Source organism: Nocardia sp. NPDC056952 (assembly GCF_042674185.1).
In the GTDB taxonomy this organism is placed as follows: Bacteria; Actinomycetota; Actinomycetes; order Mycobacteriales; family Mycobacteriaceae; genus Nocardia.
The window spans coordinates 469,455-489,969 of record NZ_JBHURA010000003.1 but is presented as its reverse complement, the minus strand read 5'-3'; the positions used below and the strand labels follow the sequence as shown (position 1 = coordinate 489,969).

At 67.6% G+C, this 20,515-nt stretch carries 23 protein-coding genes; 10 read left to right on the top strand and 13 right to left on the bottom strand.

Annotation, left to right across the window (positions count from 1 at the left end; translation table 11 throughout):
• Positions 1–91 precede the first annotated feature (91 nt).
• The 3 genes from ACFTS5_RS13905 to ACFTS5_RS13895 all read left to right on the top strand — a co-directional run bounded on the left by ACFTS5_RS13905 (position 92) and on the right by ACFTS5_RS13895 (position 2,741).
• The gene (locus tag ACFTS5_RS13905) at positions 92–559 is read left to right on the top strand and encodes an SRPBCC family protein (protein WP_378630805.1); all 468 of its coding nucleotides are present in this window, start codon (positions 92–94) and stop codon (positions 557–559) included.
• 46 nt (positions 560–605) lie between these two features.
• A complete protein-coding gene (locus tag ACFTS5_RS13900; RefSeq protein WP_378630804.1) occupies positions 606–1,160 on the top strand; it encodes a type 1 glutamine amidotransferase domain-containing protein in 555 nt (184 codons plus the stop codon).
• 102 nt (positions 1,161–1,262) lie between these two features.
• A complete protein-coding gene (locus ACFTS5_RS13895) occupies positions 1,263–2,741 on the top strand; it encodes an FAD-dependent oxidoreductase (protein ID WP_378630802.1) in 1,479 nt (492 codons plus the stop codon).
• Positions 2,742–2,778: 37 nt separating this feature from the next.
• On the opposite strand, the gene ACFTS5_RS13890 is transcribed toward ACFTS5_RS13895, so the two are convergent.
• The 3 genes from ACFTS5_RS13890 to ACFTS5_RS13880 form a co-directional block, all read right to left on the bottom strand.
• Positions 2,779–2,979 (bottom strand): hypothetical protein, encoded by a 201-nt coding sequence (locus tag ACFTS5_RS13890; protein ID WP_378630801.1) that lies wholly within the window; start codon positions 2,977–2,979, stop codon positions 2,779–2,781.
• 122 nt (positions 2,980–3,101) lie between these two features.
• Entirely contained in the window at positions 3,102–3,485 is a 384-nt protein-coding gene (locus tag ACFTS5_RS13885; protein WP_378630799.1) for a DUF1304 domain-containing protein, read from the bottom strand.
• The gene (locus ACFTS5_RS13880; protein ID WP_378630798.1) at positions 3,482–3,778 is read right to left on the bottom strand and encodes a hypothetical protein; all 297 of its coding nucleotides are present in this window, start codon (positions 3,776–3,778) and stop codon (positions 3,482–3,484) included. The genes ACFTS5_RS13885 and ACFTS5_RS13880 overlap by 4 nt, the downstream gene beginning before the upstream one ends.
• Before the next feature lie 131 nt (positions 3,779–3,909).
• Here ACFTS5_RS13880 and ACFTS5_RS13875 point away from each other — a divergent pair, with 131 nt between their 5' ends.
• Together ACFTS5_RS13875 and ACFTS5_RS13870 are read left to right on the top strand one after the other, a co-directional pair.
• Positions 3,910–4,491 carry a hypothetical protein gene (locus tag ACFTS5_RS13875; protein WP_378630796.1) on the top strand — a complete coding sequence of 194 codons (582 nt, stop codon included), beginning with the start codon at positions 3,910–3,912 and terminating at the stop codon, positions 4,489–4,491.
• Positions 4,492–4,585: 94 nt separating this feature from the next.
• On the top strand, positions 4,586–5,152 hold the full coding sequence (locus ACFTS5_RS13870) for a hemerythrin domain-containing protein (RefSeq protein ID WP_378630795.1): 567 nt from the start codon (positions 4,586–4,588) through the stop codon (positions 5,150–5,152).
• A 208-nt stretch (positions 5,153–5,360) separates the two neighbouring features.
• Here the strand turns inward: ACFTS5_RS13870 and ACFTS5_RS13865 are convergent, their stop codons facing one another.
• The 3 genes from ACFTS5_RS13865 to ACFTS5_RS13855 all read right to left on the bottom strand — a co-directional run bounded on the left by ACFTS5_RS13865 (position 5,361) and on the right by ACFTS5_RS13855 (position 8,154).
• Positions 5,361–5,900 carry a DUF6328 family protein gene (locus ACFTS5_RS13865; protein ID WP_378630793.1) on the bottom strand — a complete coding sequence of 180 codons (540 nt, stop codon included), beginning with the start codon at positions 5,898–5,900 and terminating at the stop codon, positions 5,361–5,363.
• Between the two features lie 581 nt (positions 5,901–6,481).
• Positions 6,482–6,838, bottom strand: coding sequence for a hypothetical protein (locus ACFTS5_RS13860; protein ID WP_378630792.1), 357 nt, complete (start codon positions 6,836–6,838; stop codon positions 6,482–6,484).
• Between the two features lie 224 nt (positions 6,839–7,062).
• Entirely contained in the window at positions 7,063–8,154 is a 1,092-nt protein-coding gene (locus ACFTS5_RS13855; RefSeq protein WP_378630790.1) for an alpha/beta fold hydrolase, read from the bottom strand.
• Between the two features lie 168 nt (positions 8,155–8,322).
• On the opposite strand from ACFTS5_RS13855, the gene ACFTS5_RS13850 reads away from it, so the two are divergent.
• Together ACFTS5_RS13850 and ACFTS5_RS13845 are read left to right on the top strand one after the other, a co-directional pair.
• Positions 8,323–9,720 (top strand): sensor histidine kinase, encoded by a 1,398-nt coding sequence (locus ACFTS5_RS13850; RefSeq protein WP_378630789.1) that lies wholly within the window; start codon positions 8,323–8,325, stop codon positions 9,718–9,720.
• Between the two features lie 23 nt (positions 9,721–9,743).
• Positions 9,744–10,385 carry a LuxR C-terminal-related transcriptional regulator gene (locus ACFTS5_RS13845; RefSeq protein ID WP_378631445.1) on the top strand — a complete coding sequence of 214 codons (642 nt, stop codon included), beginning with the start codon at positions 9,744–9,746 and terminating at the stop codon, positions 10,383–10,385.
• 18 nt (positions 10,386–10,403) lie between these two features.
• Here the strand turns inward: ACFTS5_RS13845 and ACFTS5_RS13840 are convergent, their stop codons facing one another.
• From ACFTS5_RS13840 to ACFTS5_RS13810, 7 genes are all read right to left on the bottom strand, one after another.
• On the bottom strand, positions 10,404–10,901 hold the full coding sequence (locus ACFTS5_RS13840; RefSeq protein WP_378630787.1) for an SRPBCC family protein: 498 nt from the start codon (positions 10,899–10,901) through the stop codon (positions 10,404–10,406).
• Positions 10,898–11,551 (bottom strand): TetR/AcrR family transcriptional regulator, encoded by a 654-nt coding sequence (locus tag ACFTS5_RS13835; protein WP_378630786.1) that lies wholly within the window; start codon positions 11,549–11,551, stop codon positions 10,898–10,900. The genes ACFTS5_RS13840 and ACFTS5_RS13835 overlap by 4 nt, the downstream gene beginning before the upstream one ends.
• 17 nt (positions 11,552–11,568) lie before the next feature.
• Complete coding sequence (mmsB, locus tag ACFTS5_RS13830) at positions 11,569–12,465, bottom strand: 3-hydroxyisobutyrate dehydrogenase (protein WP_378630784.1); 897 nt, start codon at positions 12,463–12,465, stop codon at positions 11,569–11,571.
• Positions 12,462–13,532, bottom strand: coding sequence for an enoyl-CoA hydratase/isomerase family protein (locus ACFTS5_RS13825; protein ID WP_378630782.1), 1,071 nt, complete (start codon positions 13,530–13,532; stop codon positions 12,462–12,464). The genes mmsB and ACFTS5_RS13825 overlap by 4 nt, the downstream gene beginning before the upstream one ends.
• Complete coding sequence (locus ACFTS5_RS13820; RefSeq protein ID WP_378630781.1) at positions 13,529–14,668, bottom strand: acyl-CoA dehydrogenase family protein; 1,140 nt, start codon at positions 14,666–14,668, stop codon at positions 13,529–13,531. Before ACFTS5_RS13820 ends, ACFTS5_RS13825 begins: the two co-directional genes overlap by 4 nt.
• Before the next feature lie 7 nt (positions 14,669–14,675).
• Positions 14,676–16,175: a CoA-acylating methylmalonate-semialdehyde dehydrogenase gene (locus tag ACFTS5_RS13815; RefSeq protein ID WP_378630779.1), complete on the bottom strand. Its 1,500-nt coding sequence runs from the start codon at positions 16,173–16,175 to the stop codon at positions 14,676–14,678.
• Positions 16,176–16,396: 221 nt separating this feature from the next.
• Entirely contained in the window at positions 16,397–17,014 is a 618-nt protein-coding gene (locus tag ACFTS5_RS13810; RefSeq protein WP_378630777.1) for a TetR/AcrR family transcriptional regulator, read from the bottom strand.
• A gap of 98 nt (positions 17,015–17,112) precedes the next feature.
• On the opposite strand from ACFTS5_RS13810, the gene ACFTS5_RS13805 reads away from it, so the two are divergent.
• From ACFTS5_RS13805 to ACFTS5_RS13795, 3 genes are read left to right on the top strand one after another with little or no spacing between them, the layout of a single operon-like run.
• Positions 17,113–17,994, top strand: a complete 882-nt coding sequence (locus tag ACFTS5_RS13805; protein ID WP_378630776.1) for a metal-dependent hydrolase — start codon at positions 17,113–17,115, stop codon at positions 17,992–17,994.
• Complete coding sequence (locus ACFTS5_RS13800; RefSeq protein WP_378630774.1) at positions 17,991–19,022, top strand: PDR/VanB family oxidoreductase; 1,032 nt, start codon at positions 17,991–17,993, stop codon at positions 19,020–19,022. The genes ACFTS5_RS13805 and ACFTS5_RS13800 overlap by 4 nt, the downstream gene beginning before the upstream one ends.
• Positions 19,019–20,512: an aldehyde dehydrogenase family protein gene (locus tag ACFTS5_RS13795; RefSeq protein WP_378631444.1), complete on the top strand. Its 1,494-nt coding sequence runs from the start codon at positions 19,019–19,021 to the stop codon at positions 20,510–20,512. Before ACFTS5_RS13800 ends, ACFTS5_RS13795 begins: the two co-directional genes overlap by 4 nt.
• Positions 20,513–20,515: the final 3 nt, after the last annotated feature.

The following is a 20,515-nucleotide window of genomic DNA, read 5'->3' as shown; positions in this document are numbered from 1 at the left end:
GTCGATGCTTCTCTCCGAGCGTTCCGGCAGGAGCGGGTACGCGCCGATGTGACCGAACGAGGACAACGCGGCCGAGGAGGCGATCCACGACATGGTCCAGGTAACGCGCACGATCCATGCCCCGGTGGAAGAGGTGTTCGCGGTGCTCGCCGATGGATGGTCCTATGCGAGTTGGGTCGTCGGCGCCTCCCACATCCGCGGAGTGGACGACACATGGCCGGAGGTGGGAGCTCGCATTCATCACAGTGTCGGACCGTGGCCGTGCACTATCCAGGACACGACGGCGATCCGCGCCATCGATCCGCCACACAGCATCGAACTCGACGCCCGGCTCTGGCCGATCGGCGCCGCGGTAGTCCGGGTGGAGCTACGCGCTATCGACCCCACATCGTGTGAGGCCGTGATGACCGAACGCGCCGTTCGCGGACCGAGTCGGTTGGTGCCGCACGCGGTCCAGTCGCTGCCGCTCGTGCCGCGTAATCGCGAATCGTTGTCGCGGCTCGCCGACCTCGCCGAGGGCGGCTACCGGGGTGCGAGAGCCGAGGGCCGCGACGCGTGACGGCAATACCCATGAACGCAACCCCATTCATCCGAAGGAGTGCACGGTGCCTCAGCAGCCACTGACCGGAAAGCGCGTCGCCATCCTGGCCACCGACGGAGTCGAACAGGTCGAACTCGTCCAGCCACGCGCCGCCGTCGAGGACGCGGGCGCCACGACCGCGTTGCTCTCCTTGGCGAACGGCGCCATCCAGGCCATGAACCACGACGTCGAGAAAGGCGACACCTTCCCGGTGGACCGACGCGTCGCCGAAGCCGCCGTCGACGACTTCGACGCGCTCCTGCTCCCCGGCGGCACCACCAACCCCGACAAGCTCCGCCAGGATCCCGCGGCGGTCGCCTTCGTCAAGGAGTTCGCCGCCACCGGCAAACCGATCGGCGTCATCTGCCACGGTCCGTGGATTCTCGTCGAAGCCGACGCCGTCCGCGGCCGTACCCTCACCTCCTACCCCAGCGTGCGCACCGACATCCGTAACGCGGGTGGCACCGTGGTCGACCAGGAAGTCGTCGTCGACAACGGTCTGGTGTCGAGCCGAAATCCCGCCGACCTGCCCGCCTTCTGCGCCAAGATCGTCGAGGAGTTCGCCGAGGGCAGACACTGAACTGGGCGCACCGCGGCTTGGCGGCAGCCCGCCTGGTGCCGGGTATCGCGATCGCTGTCGAATTGCATCGTTTCGTTCGGCGTATCGGGGTATGCGGCCCGCATGACATCGTTTTGGTTAGCAGGTACGCCGACGCCGACCCGGCTTCCGCTCGCCGGCGACATCGAGGTCGACACCGTGGTGATCGGTGCCGGGATCGTCGGACTGACCACCGCCTTGCGCCTGGCCGAGCAGGGCCGCGAGGTCGCCGTCCTCGAGGCACGCCAGATCGGCGCCGTGACAACCGGCGCGTCCACCGCGAAGATCTCACTGCTGCAGGGAACCCGCGCGCAGTCGATCGCCCGCCGGCACGGCATCGCCGTTCTGTCGACGTATCTGGCCGCGAATCAGGCGGGCTTCGACTGGCTGCTCGACTTCTGTATCGACCACGAGATCGCGACTCAGCGCGTTCCCGCGGCCACCTACGCACAGAATGCCGGCGAGTTCGCGGCGGTCCGCGCCGAGTACGAGGCCACCCGCGCGGTAGGACTGCCCACCGAGCTGATCGACGAGTTCGACGTCCCTTTCCCCACGCGCGGCGGTGTCCGGCTCAGGGAGCAAGCGCAGGTCGATCCGGTCGCGGTTCTCACCGCGCTCGCGGCCGACATCGAGGCGAGCGGCGGCCGGATCTTCGAATCGACGCGCGCACGGCGACTTCGCCGACGCGAAGGTCGCGTGGTGATCGGCACCGATCAGGGCGAGGTCTCGGCGGCGAACGCGGTCGTGGCGACCGGATCACCGGTGTTCGACCGTCTCGGCCTCGCGGCACAACTCACGGCCCAGCGGTCCTACCTGGCCGCGTTCCAGGTTCCGGGTCCGATTCCGCAAGAGATGTTCATCAGCGCCGGTCGGCCGATCCGTTCGCTGCGCTGGTGCCCCACCGAGGCCGACGATGTCCTGCTGGTCGGTGGTAGCGGCCACGACGTCGGCCGCGTCGATTCCGAGGCCGATCACGCCCGGGAATTGCTGGACTGGACGAATCGCTGGTTCCCCGGCGCGCAACTCCTCGATCGTTGGTCCGCGCAGGACTACCACCCGATCTCCGAACTGCCCTATGTCGGCGCGGTACAGCTCGGTGCCGACGAGGTGCAGTGCGCGACCGGTTTCGCCAAGTGGGGCATGACCAACGGCGTCGCCGCGGCACTGGTGTTGGCCGGCCGCCTGACCGAGCGGCAGCCCACGTGGTCGCGAGCCTACGACGGCTGGCGTTCCGGTGCGGTGAAGTCACTGGTCGCGGGCGTGCAGGCCAATACCGCAGTGGCACGGCACATGTCGACCGGATGGCTGCACCTGCTCGGCACCGACGCGGGAACGACGCCGCCCGAGGGAGAGGGCAGGGTGGAACGTCGCGGCCTGCACCCGACCGCGCTGTGCACCGTCGCCGGTGCGACCCACACCGTGTCGGCGGTCTGCACACACCTGCGAGGAATCCTCAACTGGAACGACGCCGAGAAGACCTGGGACTGTCCGCTGCACGGGTCGCGCTTCGCACCGGACGGCGCGGTGCTGGAGGGCCCAGCGACCGCACCGCTCCCGCACTGATCGTCCAGCGCGTTGCCGAACTGCTGCGCCGGGCCGATCAGGTCCGATCGTCGTCGGTAATTTTGGTACGCCGACTGGACTCGTCGCTCTCGGGAGTCAGGGTCAGCGCGTCCTGCGGGTCGAGGCCTGCCGACGCGGACCACTCGCCTCGCAACCGCTGGATCGCGGCCTCCTCGCCGCCACTATCGGCGAGCTCGATGTCGCGACGCCACTGAGCGATGATGTCCAGGGGATCCATGAACTTCTCCTCCTCCGACGATGTGATGACCCGCACGCGCGGCCGGCGGCCGCATCGTCGTGTTACCTCGAAATCCGCGTCCCAAACAGCCGCGCGCCGAGATCGGGTCGTGGATGACGCGCTCAGAGCCGGGCGATCACCAAGGCGGCGCAACCGATCAGTGGTGGTACCAGCTGGATCAGGGCCGGACGCGCCTTGTCCGGTGAGGATGCGAGCAGCACCACGCCGGCAGCCACCATCGAACCGGCCCCCGCCAGCACGAGCGCGAGCCCGATTCCCTTGTCGCCGAACGCGGTGAACCCCATGCCGATCGCCGCCACGACGGCCAGGAAGAGGTTGTAGAAGCCCTGGTTGAAAGCCATTTCCTTGGTGGCCTCGGCCTCCACGGCGGATATTCCGAAGGTCGCTCGCGTCCGCGCCGACGTCCACTGCAGCGACTCCATCACGAAGATATAGCCGTGCAGCAGCACAGCGACTCCGGTGAAGATCAACCCGATCGCGGTCATCGATCCGCCTCGCCCGGGCTTCCGGCTTTGCCTTTGCCTTTGCCTTTGCCCTGGCCCTTGCCTTTCCCTTTGCCCTTCCCCTTACCGTCGGCGTCGCCCTCCGGCTTACCGCCTTCGTCGCTGTCGCCGATGGCTTCGGCTGCGCGTTGGCCCATCTGGGTGATCGCGGCGCCCTCACCGAGTTGCAGCTGTGTCAGGGCAAGTGATCGGGGCGCAGCGGCCGCTGTTCCGGCCGCCAGGAAAGCGATGGTGACGCCGATCGCCACGGCGGACGCGATTCTGTGAGTCGACAACGTGTATCCCCTTCTCATCATGGAAGTGGTACGTCGGAGATGAACCGATCCAGCCTATAGGCGGCAACACCCATCCGCGGGTCTGCGCGCAGCGAAGTCCGTCGCGATTGCGCACAACCTTTGGAGGATCTGTGAACACCGAACTCGACGAGATAGCCATCGTGAGCACCGTGAAGGCCGGACACCGTGCACTGCGTGTACAGGTCGCCGATCCTCGCCAAGACCACGCAACACAGGGTTGGCGGTGTACTTATCGCGTTGTCGGCAGCCCCGTTCGCGAAGCGCGCGGACCGGATAGGCTGGCCGCCATCTATGCCGCGTTGATCGACATTTCGCACGCCGCGACGCTCGTCGGCTCGTCGGGCCGCCCCGACGACTCGGACCGCTCGCGAGAACCCGTGGACCCTCCCCTCCCGGTAGGCGGCCTATCCGCCGCGAAGGCCCGCGAGTTCGGTCCTCCGCTGGCGGCCAAGGCCGTGCACACCACCGGGGGTCCCGTGGTGATCACGCTCGGACGACCCCGCCAAGACCCCGATCGAACGCACACGTTTCTGTGCCCCTTCCGGATCGACGATCGCACCGAAGCCTTCGGACAGGGGATCGATGAGGTGCGCGCGGTGATCTCGGCGGTCCGCGGTGTGGGCTCCATCCTGGGTATCCCGCTGGACTGGCCAGCGCCGCACACCGCCTCGCGAGGACAACAACGGCGCTGACCAGGAAGATAGCGGCAGTGCGTTATCGTCGGCTACCGACGACGTAGCCGGCTGCCCGGACCATCCATGCTGACCTGACGATCAGGGAGGAATCGTGGACATTACCCAGCTGATCCTTGATGACCACCACGAGCAGCGGCGGCTGTTCGCGATCTTGGAACAGATCGATCGCACCGACACCGGTGCGCTGTCATCGATCTGGGACAGACTCGCGGCCTTCCTCGAGCTACACGCGCAGGCCGAAGAGGAGATCTTCTACCCCGCGTTGCTCGAGACGGGTATCGCGGCCAGACGCACGAGCGCGGTGGAGGACGAGACGCTCGATGCCATCCACGATCACAACGAGATCAGAGACGCGGTGGCCGACGTCGCGCATCATCCCGTGGGCACCGATGACTGGTATGCCGCCGTCGCGGCGGCCAACCTCGCCAACAGCGACCACATGGCAGAGGAAGAACGCGAAGGCCTCACCGAATTCCGCCGGTTGGCCCCGGTATCGCAACGCCACCGGCTGGCTGTCACTTTCGCCGCCTACGAGGCGCGCCACTACGCCGGTGTCCGCCCGGTCGACAAGGACCCCGACAGTTATGTCCGCGCCGTGGAGAAGCGGGAGCCCTTGGCGAACGGATCGCTCGCCGTGGGCAGTCTGAAGCAGAACTGAATCGAGACGTCGAGAATCAGCGGTCCTGTTTCGACCTGATTCGCCCGGGTATCGCGCGGTTGTAGATCGAACCACAGACCGCCGCCGGGAACAGGATGGCCGACCTCCTGACCGGCGGGCGGGCGGTTGCCGGGGCCAGCGCGTCCCGTTCGGGCGCTGTCCCACACGACGGCCCCGGCAACCGCCAACCACTGCGTCGGCCGAGAAGTCAGTGTTCGGGCGGGTCGGGTCGTTCGGCACCGGGCTGCTGGTCGTCGAAGGCGTCCTGGGCTGGTCGGCGACGTGCGAACCAGGGTCGAACCAGCCAGGTCCCGATGAACAGCGCACCGAACACCACCCCCGCTACCGCCGCCGCGACAGGGCCCGCCACGACATCGAAGAGCAGCACCGCCACTCCGACGAGTGCAACGCCGAGCAGTATCACCCCGGTGAGCGCGAGTTGATTCGACGCCGAGACCAGCCACGCGAGCTGATGCCGGCGAAACAGCAGCCGATGCGCGGCCACGGGCGCCACCAGCAGCGCGGTCGCGCAGATCGAGGCGGTGAGAACGACCAGGTACAGCACCCGCATCGACGTGTTCAACGATTCGAATCGAGGCTGGAACGGCAGCACCATCAGAAACCCGGTGAGCAGCTGAACGCCGGTCTGCACCACGCGCAATTCCTGCAGCAGTGATGCCCAGTTGCGGTCGAGCCGCTGGATCTCGGTCTCGCCACGAACGCGCTGATTCCAGGAAGAGTCGTCCATCACCAGACCCTCCTTGTCTCAGCGCTCCGAATACGGTCCATCGCCGAGCCGAGAACGCAGCTTGCGGTGGTGACTCGAGAACGCGCCGCCTCCTCCACCGAAGTGGTCACCCCAGTATTCACCCAGTTCTGAGTTCCATGGGCATTTACAACAGGACGGTCACAACGCCTGACAGCCGACTACTCGCGTGCTCAAATGGGTATTATCAGCCGCTCTTGATAACGCAGGAACAGCCGGGACACCGTGAATCCTGCCGGTGCCGAGGGAATCCCGCTCGGGTGTAGTAGTCCAACCGGATCACCGGCCACAATCCCGCAGCGTCGGCGAAAGCACAGTTCCAGAAAGACCGAGGAAGTTGTTATGCGCTATTCCGACCATCTCGCACTCGACTTCGTTGATCCCCTGCCCGAATCGGAACCTGAAGCAGCATGCGTCCTCTGGCCCGAACCCAGTCCGTTGCAGTCATGGTGGACCGAAATCATGGGCGGAATACCACGACCTCGTCAGTCTCCGACGGCAAGAAGCCGGATCGGCGGCCGAACATCGTCGCGACTGCCGCAGCCCTGAATGCACCGACAGAGCTACGCCGCGATCGTGCCGGCCCCGATAGCCAGGTAGGCCGTCATCAGAATGAACAGAAACCAGCCCGCGCCCTGCCATGTCCGCCACGAGTTGCCCGCGCGCCACCGCTGGTAGGTCCGGATGAACGCGCCGATACCGCCGAGCAGCACAACTGCCGAGGGGCCGATCACGATGGCCGATTCGGACGGGGTGTCACACAGGTGTGTCTGCGCGTCCGCGCACGCACCCCGATTGGCCGCCCACACGTTCACGGCGGCGAAGACAAGAGCCGCGACACCGACCACACAGACGACGTAGAGCGCGGCCCGCCGGTATTCCTCGTCGTCGGACCCCCGCCTTTCGACATCGTCGGCCATCAGCAACGCCGCGAGACAGTCGACAACTCCGAGCTCCTAGCCCACCCGGATTCGGCGATCTTCGGCATCACAACAGCCTTTCTGATCGTGGTCTCCCTTCGCGCTACCCGCGCAGAAACATCCGAAACAGAGATCGACACCGACCAAGCACACACCGACGTCGAGGTCGACGTGCTCGAAATCCAGGCGATGCGAGACCGACGACGGAGTCGGCGTCGTCCGGCTCAGGTGTGGTCGAGGAATCTCGAGATCTGTTCGATGACGGCGATGGGTTGCTCCTGCTGGACCCAGTGCCCGGCGTCGGGTACCAAATAGGTACCGGTGAACTGCGCGCAGACGTCTTCCGCCATGGTGCGTAATGCGCCGGGCGATTGCCAGATACCCCAATCGCATCGGCCGGCAATGAATTGAGCGGGCACTTCGATTCGCGGGACGGTTGGGGTTTCTGTGATCGGCAGGGTGAGAGCTCGGTACCAGTTGAGTGGGCCCTGGAATTCGGTGCGACCGAATTCGCGAGCATAGAAATTCAGTTCTTCGTCGGTGAGCCAGGCACAGTCGGCCCGCTCCTGTGGTGAAGGTAAATGCGGCGCTACTGTTTCCGGCATGCCGACGCCCGCGTCCATGACGTAGTACCGCGGCAGCAGTGCCAAATCGGCCGCGGTCGGTCCCGGGAGTTCTCCGGCGTCCGCGTTGCCCGGCCAGTCGGCGCTCTTCATGTGGAAGTACGCGCGGAGGAAGTCGGCGATTCCTTGCGGGGCATACAAGATGTCTGCAGCGCTCGAGGTTCCCGCGAAATAGTGCTGATAGTGCCTGCGCGGTGGCGACAGCGCGCGCAGGGCGTCGTCGAGTTCGGTCGAGGACTTGGGTATTCCCGCACCGGCGAACGGCGCGCTCATCATCGTCAACGAGCTGATGACTTGTTCGCCGCCGAGCGTGGCCCATCCGGCGACAACAGAGCCGAAGTCGTGCCCGACCAGATGCGCCCGGTCATAGCCGAGTGCGCCGACGAGACTCAGCGCGTCGCGGGCCAGGTTGCCGGTTCGGAAGGACGCCAGGTCGGCGACATCGCTGCCCGTAGTTCGGCCGTAGCCGCGTTGATCAGGGGCGACCACGTGAAATCCGGCGTCGGCCAGCGGCGCCAAGACCTTGCGCCACGAGTACGCCAGTTCGGGGAAACCGTGCAGCAGCACCACCAGCGGACGACCGGAACGGCTGTGGCCGGCTTCGAGAAGGTGCACGCGCAACCCGTTGACGTCGTCGACGAAACGAGACCTCACCCCATCCGCCAGCCCCGGAAAGTCGACATCCTGGCCCATAACGCCCTCCTCCGGCTGCGAATGTGGTTGCGCCGCATTCAAACACGGACGCGAACAATCCGGCCAGCGGTCGTTCACCCTCGAACGCGCGATGGTGTAGCTCGCTACACCATCGACTCGGTGGACAGCTCGATCGTATTTCCGGCCCGCGACGACAACCATGGAGTCATGACCGAGACACCAGCCGAGCAGACACTCGTGGTCGACATCGCCGGCGAACCCACCGTGGCGCTCGATGCCAGGCAGGAGACACCGCAGCGCCGGAGGGGCCCGCTGGGTGCGATCCTGCGCGCACCGTTCGAGGCCAGGACGTGGAAGGAGCTCACTTATCTGGTCCTGTCGTTCGTGCTGGGCTGTGCGGCCGTGTGCTACCTGTTCTTCGGGTTCGGCGGCGGGCTGTACGCGTCGATCGTGCTGATCGGTATTCCGGTGCTGGCGGGGGTGCTGCTCGGCGGGCGGGTCTGGGGCCGGATCTACCGGTTCCTCGGGCGCGGGCTGCTCGGCGCCCATGTCGAATCACCACCGGATTTCACCAGGTCGAGCGGCTTTTTCGGCTTCCTGAAGAGTGCGTTCACCGATCGGCCGAGCTGGCGGGCGGTGTTGTTCCTGCTCGCGCAGTCGGTGCTCGGTGTCGCGGTGGGCTGGGTCGTCCTCGTGATGATCGCGATGGTCGGGTTCACGGCTGTCTCGCCCATTCCGTGGGCGCTGCTCGATCCGGTGCAGGTAGACGACAACGGCGTGGAACACCACAGTCTCGCGCAGTTCGGAACGTTCTACATCGACACTTGGCCCCGGGCGCTCGCAATGTCCGGGATCGGCATCCTGCTGTGCTTCGCGCTGCCGTGGCTGATCCGGGCACTCTGCTGGGTGCATCGGATGCTGATCGTGCACCTGTTGGCGGCGACACCGCGCGACCGGCAACTGGCGCAATTGCGGGCCAGCAGACGCGCCGCGGTGGACGACGCGACCGCCACCTTGAGCCGGGTCGAGCGCGACCTGCACGACGGCACGCAGGCGCGGCTGGTCACCATCGCCATGGCGTTGGGCAGGGCCGAAGAACGCCTGGCCGCGGGCGGCGACGCCCGTGATCTCATCGCCGAGGCGCGCGCCAACTCCAAGGAGGCGCTCACCGAACTGCGCGAACTGGTGCGTGGCATCCATCCACCCGCGCTCGAACTCGGCCTCGGCCCGGCCCTGGAGACGCTCACCGCCCGCTGCGCGGTGCCGGTCGACCTGCGTGTGCAGATCCTGCGGCGACCGAGCCCGGCCATCGAGGCGATCGCCTACTTCTCCGTCGCCGAACTACTCACCAATGTGGTCAAACACGCGCACGCGAACCGGGTGGCGGTGTCGGTGCTGCCCGACAGTCTGCGATCCATCGCGGTCACCGTGCGGGACAACGGAATCGGTGGTGCGCCCCGCCCCGGCACGCAGACCGTCACCGGCAGTGGGCTGGCCGGGCTCGCCGCTCGTGCTCTCGCTGTCGACGGCACGCTCACCGTCGACAGTCCCGCCGGTGGGCCTACCGTGGTGACCATGATCCTGCCGAACGAGGGCCCGCAGTGACCGCGGGCGGTGCGCACGGACCGTTGCGGGTGGTGATCGCCGAGGACAGCGCGATCCTGCGCGACGGGCTGGCCGGGCTGCTCACCGAACGCGGACACGAGGTGGTGGCGATGGTCGGCGACGCGACGTCGCTGAGCGAGGTCGTCGACGCCCACCGGCCCGATGTCGCGGTGGTGGATGTGCGGATGCCGCCCAGCTTCACCGACGAGGGTCTGCTGGCCGCCATCGAACTGCGCAGGAAGTATCCGGATACCGGCGTGCTCGTGTTCTCGCAGTGGATCGAAACCCGATACGCCACAGAGCTTCTCGCCGCCGGCGCCAGCGGCGTCGGCTACCTGCTCAAGGATCGCGTCGCCGACGTCGGTGACTTCGTCGACGCGCTGCACCGGGTCGCCACCGGCGGCACCGCACTCGATCCCGAGGTGGTGAGTCAGCTGATGGGTGCTTCCCGGCAACAGGATTCGCTCGCCCGGCTCACCCCGCGCGAGCGGGAGGTGCTCGAACTGATGGCGCAGGGCCTCACCAACAACGCCATCGCCACCTCGCTCACCGTCACCGAGCGGGCCGTCGAGAAGCACATCGGCAATATCTTCACCAAACTCGATCTGCCACCGTCGGATACCCGCCATCGCAGGGTGCTGGCGGTGCTGCGGCTCAAGGGATGAGCCGCAGACGACCTACCGTCAGACCGCAGGGCCGCTGTTCGGTGCTGTCGCGGCGACACTGCCCGCGATGCCCTTGGCGATGGAGCCGGTGATCCGCTCGGTCACCGCGCTCGTCGAGCGCAGCAGCAGTTGCAGCGCGGGCTTGCCCTCCACGGCGAAGGTCCACGTCAGCCGGGTTCCCGTGGCCGTCGGCGTCAGCTCGATGTCCTCGGCGAAGCGGCGCAGGCCGGGGATCGAGGCGAAGTCGACGGTAAAGGTCATGCGCCGCTGGTCGTCCCAGCGGTAGAAGCGTTCGGTCAGCGCGGCGATGCGCCCGAGGGCGACGACACGGCAGGTGCCGACGCCGAACGGGCGCGGTGTGGTCCACCGCATGCCGGTGACCAGCCCGGACCACGACACCAGGGCGTCGTCGGCGGTCAGGGCCGCCCACACCGCCGACGGCGGCGCGGGAATGTCGATGACGTGGACGTAGCGGTTCGCCGCGCTCGCGAGGAACGCGTCGTCGGATTCGGTCAATGCGAAAGCCTGAGCCATGACTGTTCTTGTTCTTCCTGTTGTCGATCGACTGTCGATAATCCGTTCCAGCACAGGGCGGCCGCGGTGTCGACCGCGTCGCTTTTCGAGATCGGCCGCCCGGCCTCCAGCCAGTGACCGGCCGTGAGGCGGCTGATACCGACCAGCGCCCAGGCGTGCATCTCGGCTCTGGCCTCGTCCACACCACCCGCGCGCAATTCGACGCTCACCAGGGCGGCGCAGTCGCGCATCGCGGTGTTTACCCGCCATTCGACGGACGGTTCGCTGGGCACCGGCGATTCGAACACCAGCACATACCCGCCGACGTCGTGTTCGACGAAGTCGAAGTAGGACATCACCGCCCGGCGCACCCGCCGCCGCGGATCGGTGTCGCGGGCGACCGCGGCCCGGACGCCGTCGACCATCCGGTCCAGATTGTGCTGCAGCACAGCGAGATACAGATCGAGTTTGCCCGCGAAGTGGTCGTAGAGCACCGGTTTGCTGATCCCGGACCGCGCGCTGATCTCGTCCATCCGGGCGCCGTGATAGCCGTGCGTGACGAACACGTCTTGCGCGGCGGCCAACACCGCCTGTCTGCGGCGGGCCCGCGCGGCGGGCCCCCGCAGACCGAGCGGCGCAGTGTCGGTTCGCACCTAGCTGTCAGCCTCGGTCATCGGTCGGCCTCCGCGGAACGGTCCCGGATGTCGGTGACGATGGCAGAGAAGTCGCGCCCGGCGTCGGTCTGGTTGAACCGCGCGTAGATCGCGGCCGCGAGTTCGCCGAGCTGACCGTCGATCCCGTTGGCCTGCAACGCGTTCGCGGCCAGGGTGAGGTCCTTCGACATCAGCGCGGTGGCGAAGCCGGGCTGGTAGTCGTTGTTGGCCGGGCTGGTCGGGACCGGGCCGGGCACCGGGCAGTAACTGGTCAGCGCCCAGCTCTGACCGGATGCGGTGGAGACCACGTCGAAGAACGACTGGTGGCTCAGGCCGAGCCGCTCACCGAGCACCAGCGCCTCCGACAGGCCGATCATGGAGATCCCGAGCAGCATGTTGTTGCAGATCTTGGCGGCCTGACCGACGCCGGAGTCACCGCAGTGCACCACCTTGCCGCCCATCACCGCGAGCACATCGCTCGCGTCGGCGAAGTCGGCGGCCGCGCCGCCGACCATGAAGGTGAGGGTGCCCGCGGTGGCACCGGCCACCCCACCGGAGACCGGCGCGTCCAGCGGTCGATGACCGGCCGTCACAGCTTGCGCCGCAGCGGCTTTCGCATCGGCGACATCGATGGTGGAACAGTCCAGGAACAGGGTTCCCGGCGCGGCGGCGGGCAGCAGCTCGGCATACACGTCGAGGACGAGTTTGCCGTTGGGCAGCATGGTGATCACCACGTCACGGTCGGCGGCGGCCTCGGCGGCGGTGGCCACCACCGTCGCGCCGTCGGCACGCGCTTGGTCCTGCGCGGCGGGGACCGGGTCGTAGGCGAGCACGTCGTAGCCCGCGCGCACCAGATTCGCCGCCATCGGGCCGCCCATGTGGCCGAGCCCGAGGAAACCGATCGTCTTCGTCATCGCTGTGCCTCCGCTGTCGTCGAACCCAGTTCCGCCGCACCCAGACCGGCGAAGTACGCCGCCACCTGATCGTCGGTCACCTCGGCGAGGGTCGCGGGCCGCCACTGGGGATTGCGGTCCTTGTCGATCACCTGGGCGCGGATGCCCTCGACCAGATCGTGCGAGCCGAGCGAGGCGACCGAGACCCGGTATTCCTGGTCCAGCACCGCCTCGAGGCTCGGCAGGTCCTGCGCGGCACGCAAGGCCCGCAGCGTGACCTTCAGTGCGACAGGGGATTTCGCGAGCAGAGCAGCGGCTGCCTCGGCGGCCTCGGGCGCTTCGTCGGCCTGCAGCCGGGCCGCGATCTCCTCGACGGTGTCCGCGCTGTAGCAAGCGTCGATCCAGCGCTGCTGTGCGAGCAGATCCGAGGCCGGGGCGGACTCGGCGAACTTCGCGATCGCCGCGTCGACGCCCACGGTGCCCAGCGCGTCGAGCAGCTCGGGTAGCGCGTCGGAGGGCACGTAATAGTCGGCGAATCCGGCCGCGATCGCGTCGCCCGCGGTCATCCGCGCGGTGGTCAGCGCCACGTGGGTACCGAGCTCGCCGGGCGCCCGCGAGAGCAGGTAGGTGCCGCCGACATCGGGGACGAAACCGATGCCGACCTCGGGCATCGAGATCTTGGACCGTTCGGTGACGATGCGGTGGCTGCCGTGCCCGGCCAGGCCGACCCCACCGCCCATCACGATGCCGTCCATGACCACCACATACGGCTTGGGATAGCTGCCGATCAGTGCGTTGAGGTGGTACTCGTCGCGCCAGAACCGCCCGGTGGGCGAATCGGCGCCCGCCGTCCCGCCTTTCGCGTCGGCATGGATGGCGACGATGTCACCGCCCGCGCACAGCCCACGCTCCCCCGCGCCGGTGACCACGACGGCGCGCACCGCGTCGTCGCCGGCCCAGGAGCGCAGCGCGTCGGTGATGGCCAGTGTCATCGCGTGATTGAGCGCGTTGATGGCCTTGGGCCGGTTCAGGGTGATCACGCCGAGACCGTCACGGACGGCGATCAGCACCTCGGGTTCGTCGGTCATGCTGCTCCGATCAGCGAGCGGGCGACAACCACCCGCATGATTTCGTTGGTGCCCTCGAGGATCTGGTGCACCCGCAGGTCACGCACGATCTTCTCCAGGCCGTATTCGTGCAGGTAGCCGTAACCACCGTGCAATTGCAGCGCCTTGTTGGCCACGTCGAAACCGGTGTCGGTGGCGAATCGCTTCGCCATCGCGCACAGCGACACCTTGTCCGGCGCGTCCGCGTCGAGCGCGGCGGCGGCTCGCCACAGCAGGGTCCGCGCCGCCTCCAGTTCGGTGGCCATATCGGCCAGCTCGAACTGTAATGCCTCGTTGCGCACCAAGGGTTTTCCGAAGGCGTGACGTTCGGTGAGGTAGCGGACCGTCTTGTCGAGCGCGGCCTGCGCGCCGCCGATCGAGCAGGCGGCGATATTGAGCCGGCCGCCGTTGAGGCCGTTCATCGCGATCGAGAAGCCCTCGCCCTCCTCGCCGAGGCGGTTGGCGACCGGCACCCTGGCACCGTCGAGGATCACCTGCCTGGTCGGCTGCGCGTTCCAGCCCATCTTCCGTTCGTTCGGTCCCACCGTCAGACCCGGTGTGTCGGCCGGGACGATCAGCGCCGAAATGCCGCGCGGGCCGTCGCCGCCGGTTCGCACCATCATCACGTACACGTCGTTGGCGCCGGCGCCGGAGATGAATTGCTTGGCGCCGGACAGGATGTAGTCCTCGCCGTCGCGAACGGCCTTGGTGCTCAAGGCCGCCGCGTCGGATCCGACGCCCGGTTCGGTGAGCGCGTAACTGCCGAGCAGCTCCAGCGCGGCCATTCCCGGCACCCACCGGTGGCGCTGCTGCTCGGTGCCGTAGGCGTCGATCATCCAGGTCGCCATGTTGTGGATCGAGATGTACGCCGCGACCGAGGGGCACCCGGTCGAGAGCTGTTCGAAGATCCGCACCGCGTCGAGCCTGCGCAGTTCGGAGCCGCCGACATCGGCGCGCACCGAGATGCCGCCGAGCCCGAGCGGGCCCGCCTTGTGCAGCACGTCGACCGGGAAGTGTTTGCGCTCATCCCAATCCAGCGCGTTGGGCGCCAGGAACTCGTCGGCGAACTGGCGCGCGGTCTCGCCGATCGCGCGCTCGTCCTCATCGAGGGTGAACATCGCCGCCTCAGTCCATCGTCGGGATGACGAACGCGTTGGACTCCTTGAGCCCGGCAGGCCAACGCTGGGTCACCGTCTTGGTCTTGGTGTAGAACCGGATCGAATCCGGGCCGTGCTGGTTGAGATCGCCGAAGCCCGAGCCCTTCCAGCCACCGAAGGTGAAGTAGGCGATCGGCACCGGAATCGGCACATTCACACCGACCATGCCGACCTGCACCCGAGACGAGAAATCCCGAGCTGTGTCACCGTCGCGGGTGAAGATCGCGACACCGTTGCCGTATTCGTGCTCGTCGACCAGCTTCAGCGCTTCTTCGTAGTCGCCCGCGCGCACCACGGTGAGCACCGGTCCGAAGATCTCTTCTTTGTAGATCCGCATGTCGGCAGTGACATTGTCGAACAGGCTCGCGCCGACGAAGAAGCCGTTCTCAGCGCCCTCGACGCTCAGGCCGCGGCCGTCGACCACCAGGTCGGCACCCTCGTCGACACCGATCTGGACGTAGTCGTTGACCCGGTTCACACCGTCGAGCCCGACCAGCGGCCCGAAGTCCGCGCCCGCGTCGTCGGATCGGCCGACATTGAGCTTGTGCACCCGCTCGGTGAGCTTGGCGACCAGCCGATCAGCGGTCTCCTGCCCCACCGGCACCGCCACCGACAGCGCCATACAACGCTCACCCGCGGACCCGTACGCCGCACCGATCAGCTGATCGGCGACATCGTCGAGGTCGGCATCGGGCATCACGACGGCATGGTTCTTGGCCCCACCGAAACACTGCGCCCGCTTGCCGTTGGCGGTCGCGGTCTCGTAGATGTACTGGGCGATCGGGGTCGAACCGACGAAACCGACCGCCTTGATCCGCTTGTCGCCCAAGATCGTGTCGACGGCTTCCTTGCCACCGTTGACCACGTTGAACACCCCCGGCGGCAGACCGGCCTCGAGGAACAGCTCGGCCAGTCGCAGCGGCACCGACGGATCACGCTCCGACGGCTTGAGCACGAAGGCGTTGCCGCAAGCCAGCGCCGGACCTGCCTTCCACAGCGGGATCATCGCCGGGAAGTTGAACGGCGTGATGCCGGCGACGACGCCCAGCGGCTGACGCATCGAGTACACGTCGATGCCGGTGCCCGCGCTGTCGCTGTACTCGCCCTTGAGCAGGTGCGGGATGCCGATGGCGAACTCGATGACCTCGAGGCCGCGCTGGATGTCGCCCTTGGCGTCGGCGATGGTCTTGCCGTGCTCAGACGAGAGCAGGGCGGCCAGGCTGTCGATCTCGTCGTTGACCAGGTTCACGAACTTCATCAGCACCCTGGCGCGCTTCTGCGGGTTGAACGCCGCCCACACCGGCTGAGCCGCGGCCGCGTTGTCGATCACCGCGCTCACCTCGGCGGCGCTGGCCAGCGGAACCCTGGCCTGCACCTGCCCGGAGTTCGGATCGAAGACGTCGCCGAAGGCGCCGGAAGTGCCGGTGACGTGCTTGCCGCCGATGAAGTGCGTGAGTTCGCGAACCATGCCAGTCCTACTCCGTTGATGTCGGTCGCGCGGTGTGCGCAGTTGGAGGGTTTCCAATAGTTGGATGTCCAAGTAATTGGTACCTTCGCAGCCCGGCCTGGTGTTTGTCAATGCCGGACCGGCTCTATTGACAGACTGCCAACAAAGTAGCGCAGACCAGGAACCCAGCTACATGGGCGCCTACCGGGTCAACGAGAGCCCGATCGCACGCTTCCCCGCGCCTAGGACCCGGCCACCAGAATCGGGACCACATATGTGCGGGCGAATGCCGCCAATGCCTGCTCCGAGCCGGTGTCGATGGTGCCCACCGGCTGCAGGATCAGCGAGTGCACCACCCGGCAGGCCACTTCGACCCGAGCGCTCAGGTCGGGAATGTCGGGGAATCGGCTGTCCTCGAGCACCTTTCGGAGGATCTCGGTGGACGCCGCGACCGAGAGCAGGAAGAACGACGCCCCGTCGACGGTGAGCTGGGGCAGCAGGCGGTCGGCCTCCAGCGTGAGAAGCCGCTCGACCAGCGGGTGCGCTCGCCAACGCGTGATCACGGTGGTGAACACGTCGACGACGATGTCGTCGAAGGTGTCGTGGCGTGCCGGGATCTCACCCAGGTCGACGAGCAGCCGGCGCACCTCCCGTTCGAAGGCCGCGCGCACCACGTCGTCGCGCGAACCGATCCGCCGGTAGACGGTGGCTCGGTCGACATCGGCGGCTTTGGCGATGTCCTCGATCGTCGTCTTGCGCACGCCCACCCGCTCGAACTGCACGAGGGCGGCATCGAGAATTCGTTCTTCGACAGAGTCGGCGGTGGGCGAATTTCCCGAGGTCGCGGCGGTGGAGAGCACGCTTCGACGGTATCAGGCGCGGCGGGTCCCGATCACAACCGCAGATCGGATCCGTCTGCAACATTGCGATACTATTTGTTGCACTGTACGGTTCCGATATGGCTGATAACGGTGCAACGGCGCGCTCCTATCAGGAACAAGCGCACGCAATTCACGCGCGGGATGTGCACTTCGACTTCTCGTCGGTGCCCCTGCACTACATCCCGGGCGAAGTACTCGCGACACATGTCACCAATGTGATGCATCTCGTCCTCCCCGAAGGCGAACGGGCGATGGCCACCTGCCTGGCCGAGGCCCTGCCCTATATCCAGGACGAGCGGCTGCGGGAGGAGGTCACCGGGTTCATCGGCCAGGAATCGATGCACGCCAGCAGCCACGAAGGCGCCCGACGGCATCTGCAGTCGATCGGACTCGATGTCGAGTCCTATGTCGCCAAGATCGCCTGGCTGGTCGACCGGATCCTGGGCGACCAGGGACTCACCGGGCGCGCCAAGGAGCAATGGCTCAAAGAACGCCTCGGTCTGTTCGCCGGGATGGAACATTTCACCGCGGTCATCGGTGAATGGCTGCTGGAATCGGATGTGCTGGCCGAGCTCGGGATGGACCCGACCATGCTCGACCTGGTGCGCTGGCACGGCGCCGAGGAGGTCGAGCATCGCAGCGTGGTGTTCGACGCCTACATGCACGTCGACGGCGGCTACGCCCGGCGGCTGCGTACCGGATTGCTCGCCAGCGGCACCCTGCTGCCGCTGTTCGTCATCTCGACCGCGTACCTGTATCGCCAGGACCCGAGCGAGGACAAGGGCCGCTCGTGGGCCAGGCAGTTCGTCAGCGCCACCGTGCGCGGGGTGATTCCGAGTTTCACCACCTTCGTCACCGAGATGCCGCGCTACCTGCGGCCGAGTTTCCATCCCTCCCAGCTGGGTTCGATGGACAACGCCCTGCGGTATCTGGCGCATTCGCCGGCGGCTCGGGCGTGAACCCTCCCGCGAGTGTCGCGACACCGAGTCTGCGGGCCATCGGTGCCGCCGTCGACATCTACAAGAAGGTTTTCACCCAGCCCGCGTTGTCGCCACCGCATCCAGTGCGGCACAACGGCTTCGATCTCGACGTCCGGGTGGAAGCGGTGCACGCCGAGGCCGCCGACGTGGTGAGTCTGACCCTGGCGGGCGCCGAAGGCGGGTACCTGCCGTCGTGGCGGCCGGGGTGCCACGTCGATGTCTTCCTCGCCTCGGGTCGCCAGCGCCAGTATTCCCTGTGCGGTGATCCGCGCGACCGGCATCGCTACCGGATCGCGGTGCGCCGCATAGACAACGGCGGCGGCGGATCTCAGGAGATGCACACCCTGCGCGCCGGTGACATGTTGCGCATCCGCGGTCCGCGCAACGCCTTCACCTTCGTCGAGACCGCGCCGTCGTATCTGTTCGTCGCCGCGGGCATCGGGATCACCCCGATCCTGCCCATGGCTCGGGCGGCCGGTTCCCGAGGGCGACTGGTCTATCTGGGCCGTTCGCGCGAGACCATGCCGTTCCTGGCCGAGCTCCCGGCAGGCGCCCAGGTGCGCCCCGACGACGAGTTCGGCACACCCGATCTGCCCGCGCTGCTGGCCACCGCCGCCCCCGGCGCGGCGGTCTACGTGTGCGGTCCTCCCCCGGTGCTCGACGCCGCCCAGCGCAGCCTGTTCGCGCTGAATCCCTCCGCCTCGCTACACACCGAACTGTTCTCGGCGCGACCGGTGACCGACGGCGAAGAATTCGACATCACCCTCGCGCGCAGCGGGCGGACCGTGCGCGTCGAGAGCACCGAAACCGCGCTCGACGCGATCCGCCGGGTGCGCCCCGACGTCGTCTACTCCTGCCGACAGGGGTTCTGCGGCAGCTGCAAGACCAAGGTCCTCGCGGGCTCGATCGATCATCGCGACCGACTGCTCCCCCCGGGCGAGCGCGCCGACCACCTCCTCACCTGCGTGTCCCGTTCCGCCGGTGGCGCACTCACGCTGGACCTCTGACCGCGAAAGGCACGCCTCCCGTGACCACCTCACTCAGCTTCGACGTCCACAGCCCCGCGACCGGCGCCCTGGTCGGTTCCTATCCCAGCCACGACGAGAGCGCCGTCGAGGCCGCCGTCGAACGGGCCCACGGTGCCGCGACCTGGTGGCGCACCGCGGGTTTCGACGAACGCGCGCGTCGCCTCGATCGCTGGCGCGCCGAGATCACCCGCGGCCGTGACGAACTCGCTCGCGTCATGAGCCAGGAGATGGGCAAGCCCCACTCCGATGCCGCGCTCGAGATCGTGATGGCGCTCGAACACCTGAAATGGGCCGCGCACAACGCGAAAGACGTGCTCGGCCCGCGATCGGTCGCACCCAGCCTGTTGACTGTCAACCAGGCCTGCCGGGTCGAGTACCGCCCCTTCGGTGTGGTCGGGGTGATCGGCCCGTGGAACTACCCGGTGTTCACCCCGCTCGGCTCGATCTCGTTCGCCCTTGCGGCGGGCAACGCGGTGGTGTTCAAACCCAGCGAGTACACCCCGGGAGTCGGCGTCTGGCTCGCCGAGGCGTTCGCCCGCGTCGTGCCCGAACAGCCGGTGCTGCAAGTGATCACCGGCGGCGGCGAGACCGGGGCGGCGCTGTGCCGCAGCCGGGTCGGCAAGATCGGATTCACCGGTTCCACCGAGACGGGCAAACGCGTGATGGCCGCCTGCGCGCAGCGGCTCACGCCGGTGCTCATGGAATGCGGTGGCAAGGACGCACTCGTCGTCGACGCCGACGCCGACCTCGAAGCCGCCGCCGACGCCGCCCTGTGGGGTGGCATGGCCAATGCCGGGCAGACCTGCCTCGGGGTGGAGCGGGTGTACGTCCACACCGATGTCTACGACACGTTCCTCACCGAACTGCTCGATCGGGCCCGCGGCCTGCGGGCCGGGCCGGCAGCGAAGATCGGTCCGATCACCATGCCCAAGCAGCTGGCCGTGATCCACCGGCACATCGAGGACGCCCTCGCGCGCGGCGGGCGGGCGCTGCTGGGTGGGCTCGACGCCATCGAGGGCCAGTTCGTGCAGCCGACCATCCTGGTCGATGTGCCGCACGACGCCGCGGCGGTCACCGAGGAGACCTTCGGCCCGACGCTGGTCGTCACCCGGGTCGCGTCGATGGACGAGGCGATCGAGCGGGTCAACGACTCGGAGTACGGCCTCGGCGCCACCGTCTTCGCCCGCCGCGACGGCGACGCCATCGCCGACCGGATCGACGCGGGCGCCACCTCGATCAACGCGTTCGTCGCGCACGCCACCATCCCGGCGCTGCCGCTGGGCGGGGTCGGCGCCTCCGGCTTCGGCCGGGTGCACGGACCCGACGGTCTGCGCGAGTTCACCTACGCCAAAGCGACTACGCGGCAACGGTTCCCCTCGCCGCTGGCGCTCACGACATTCACCCGCAGCGCCCGGATCGACACCGTCGTCGATCGCCTGGTGTCGGTGCTGCACGGAAGGATCGGCTGACCC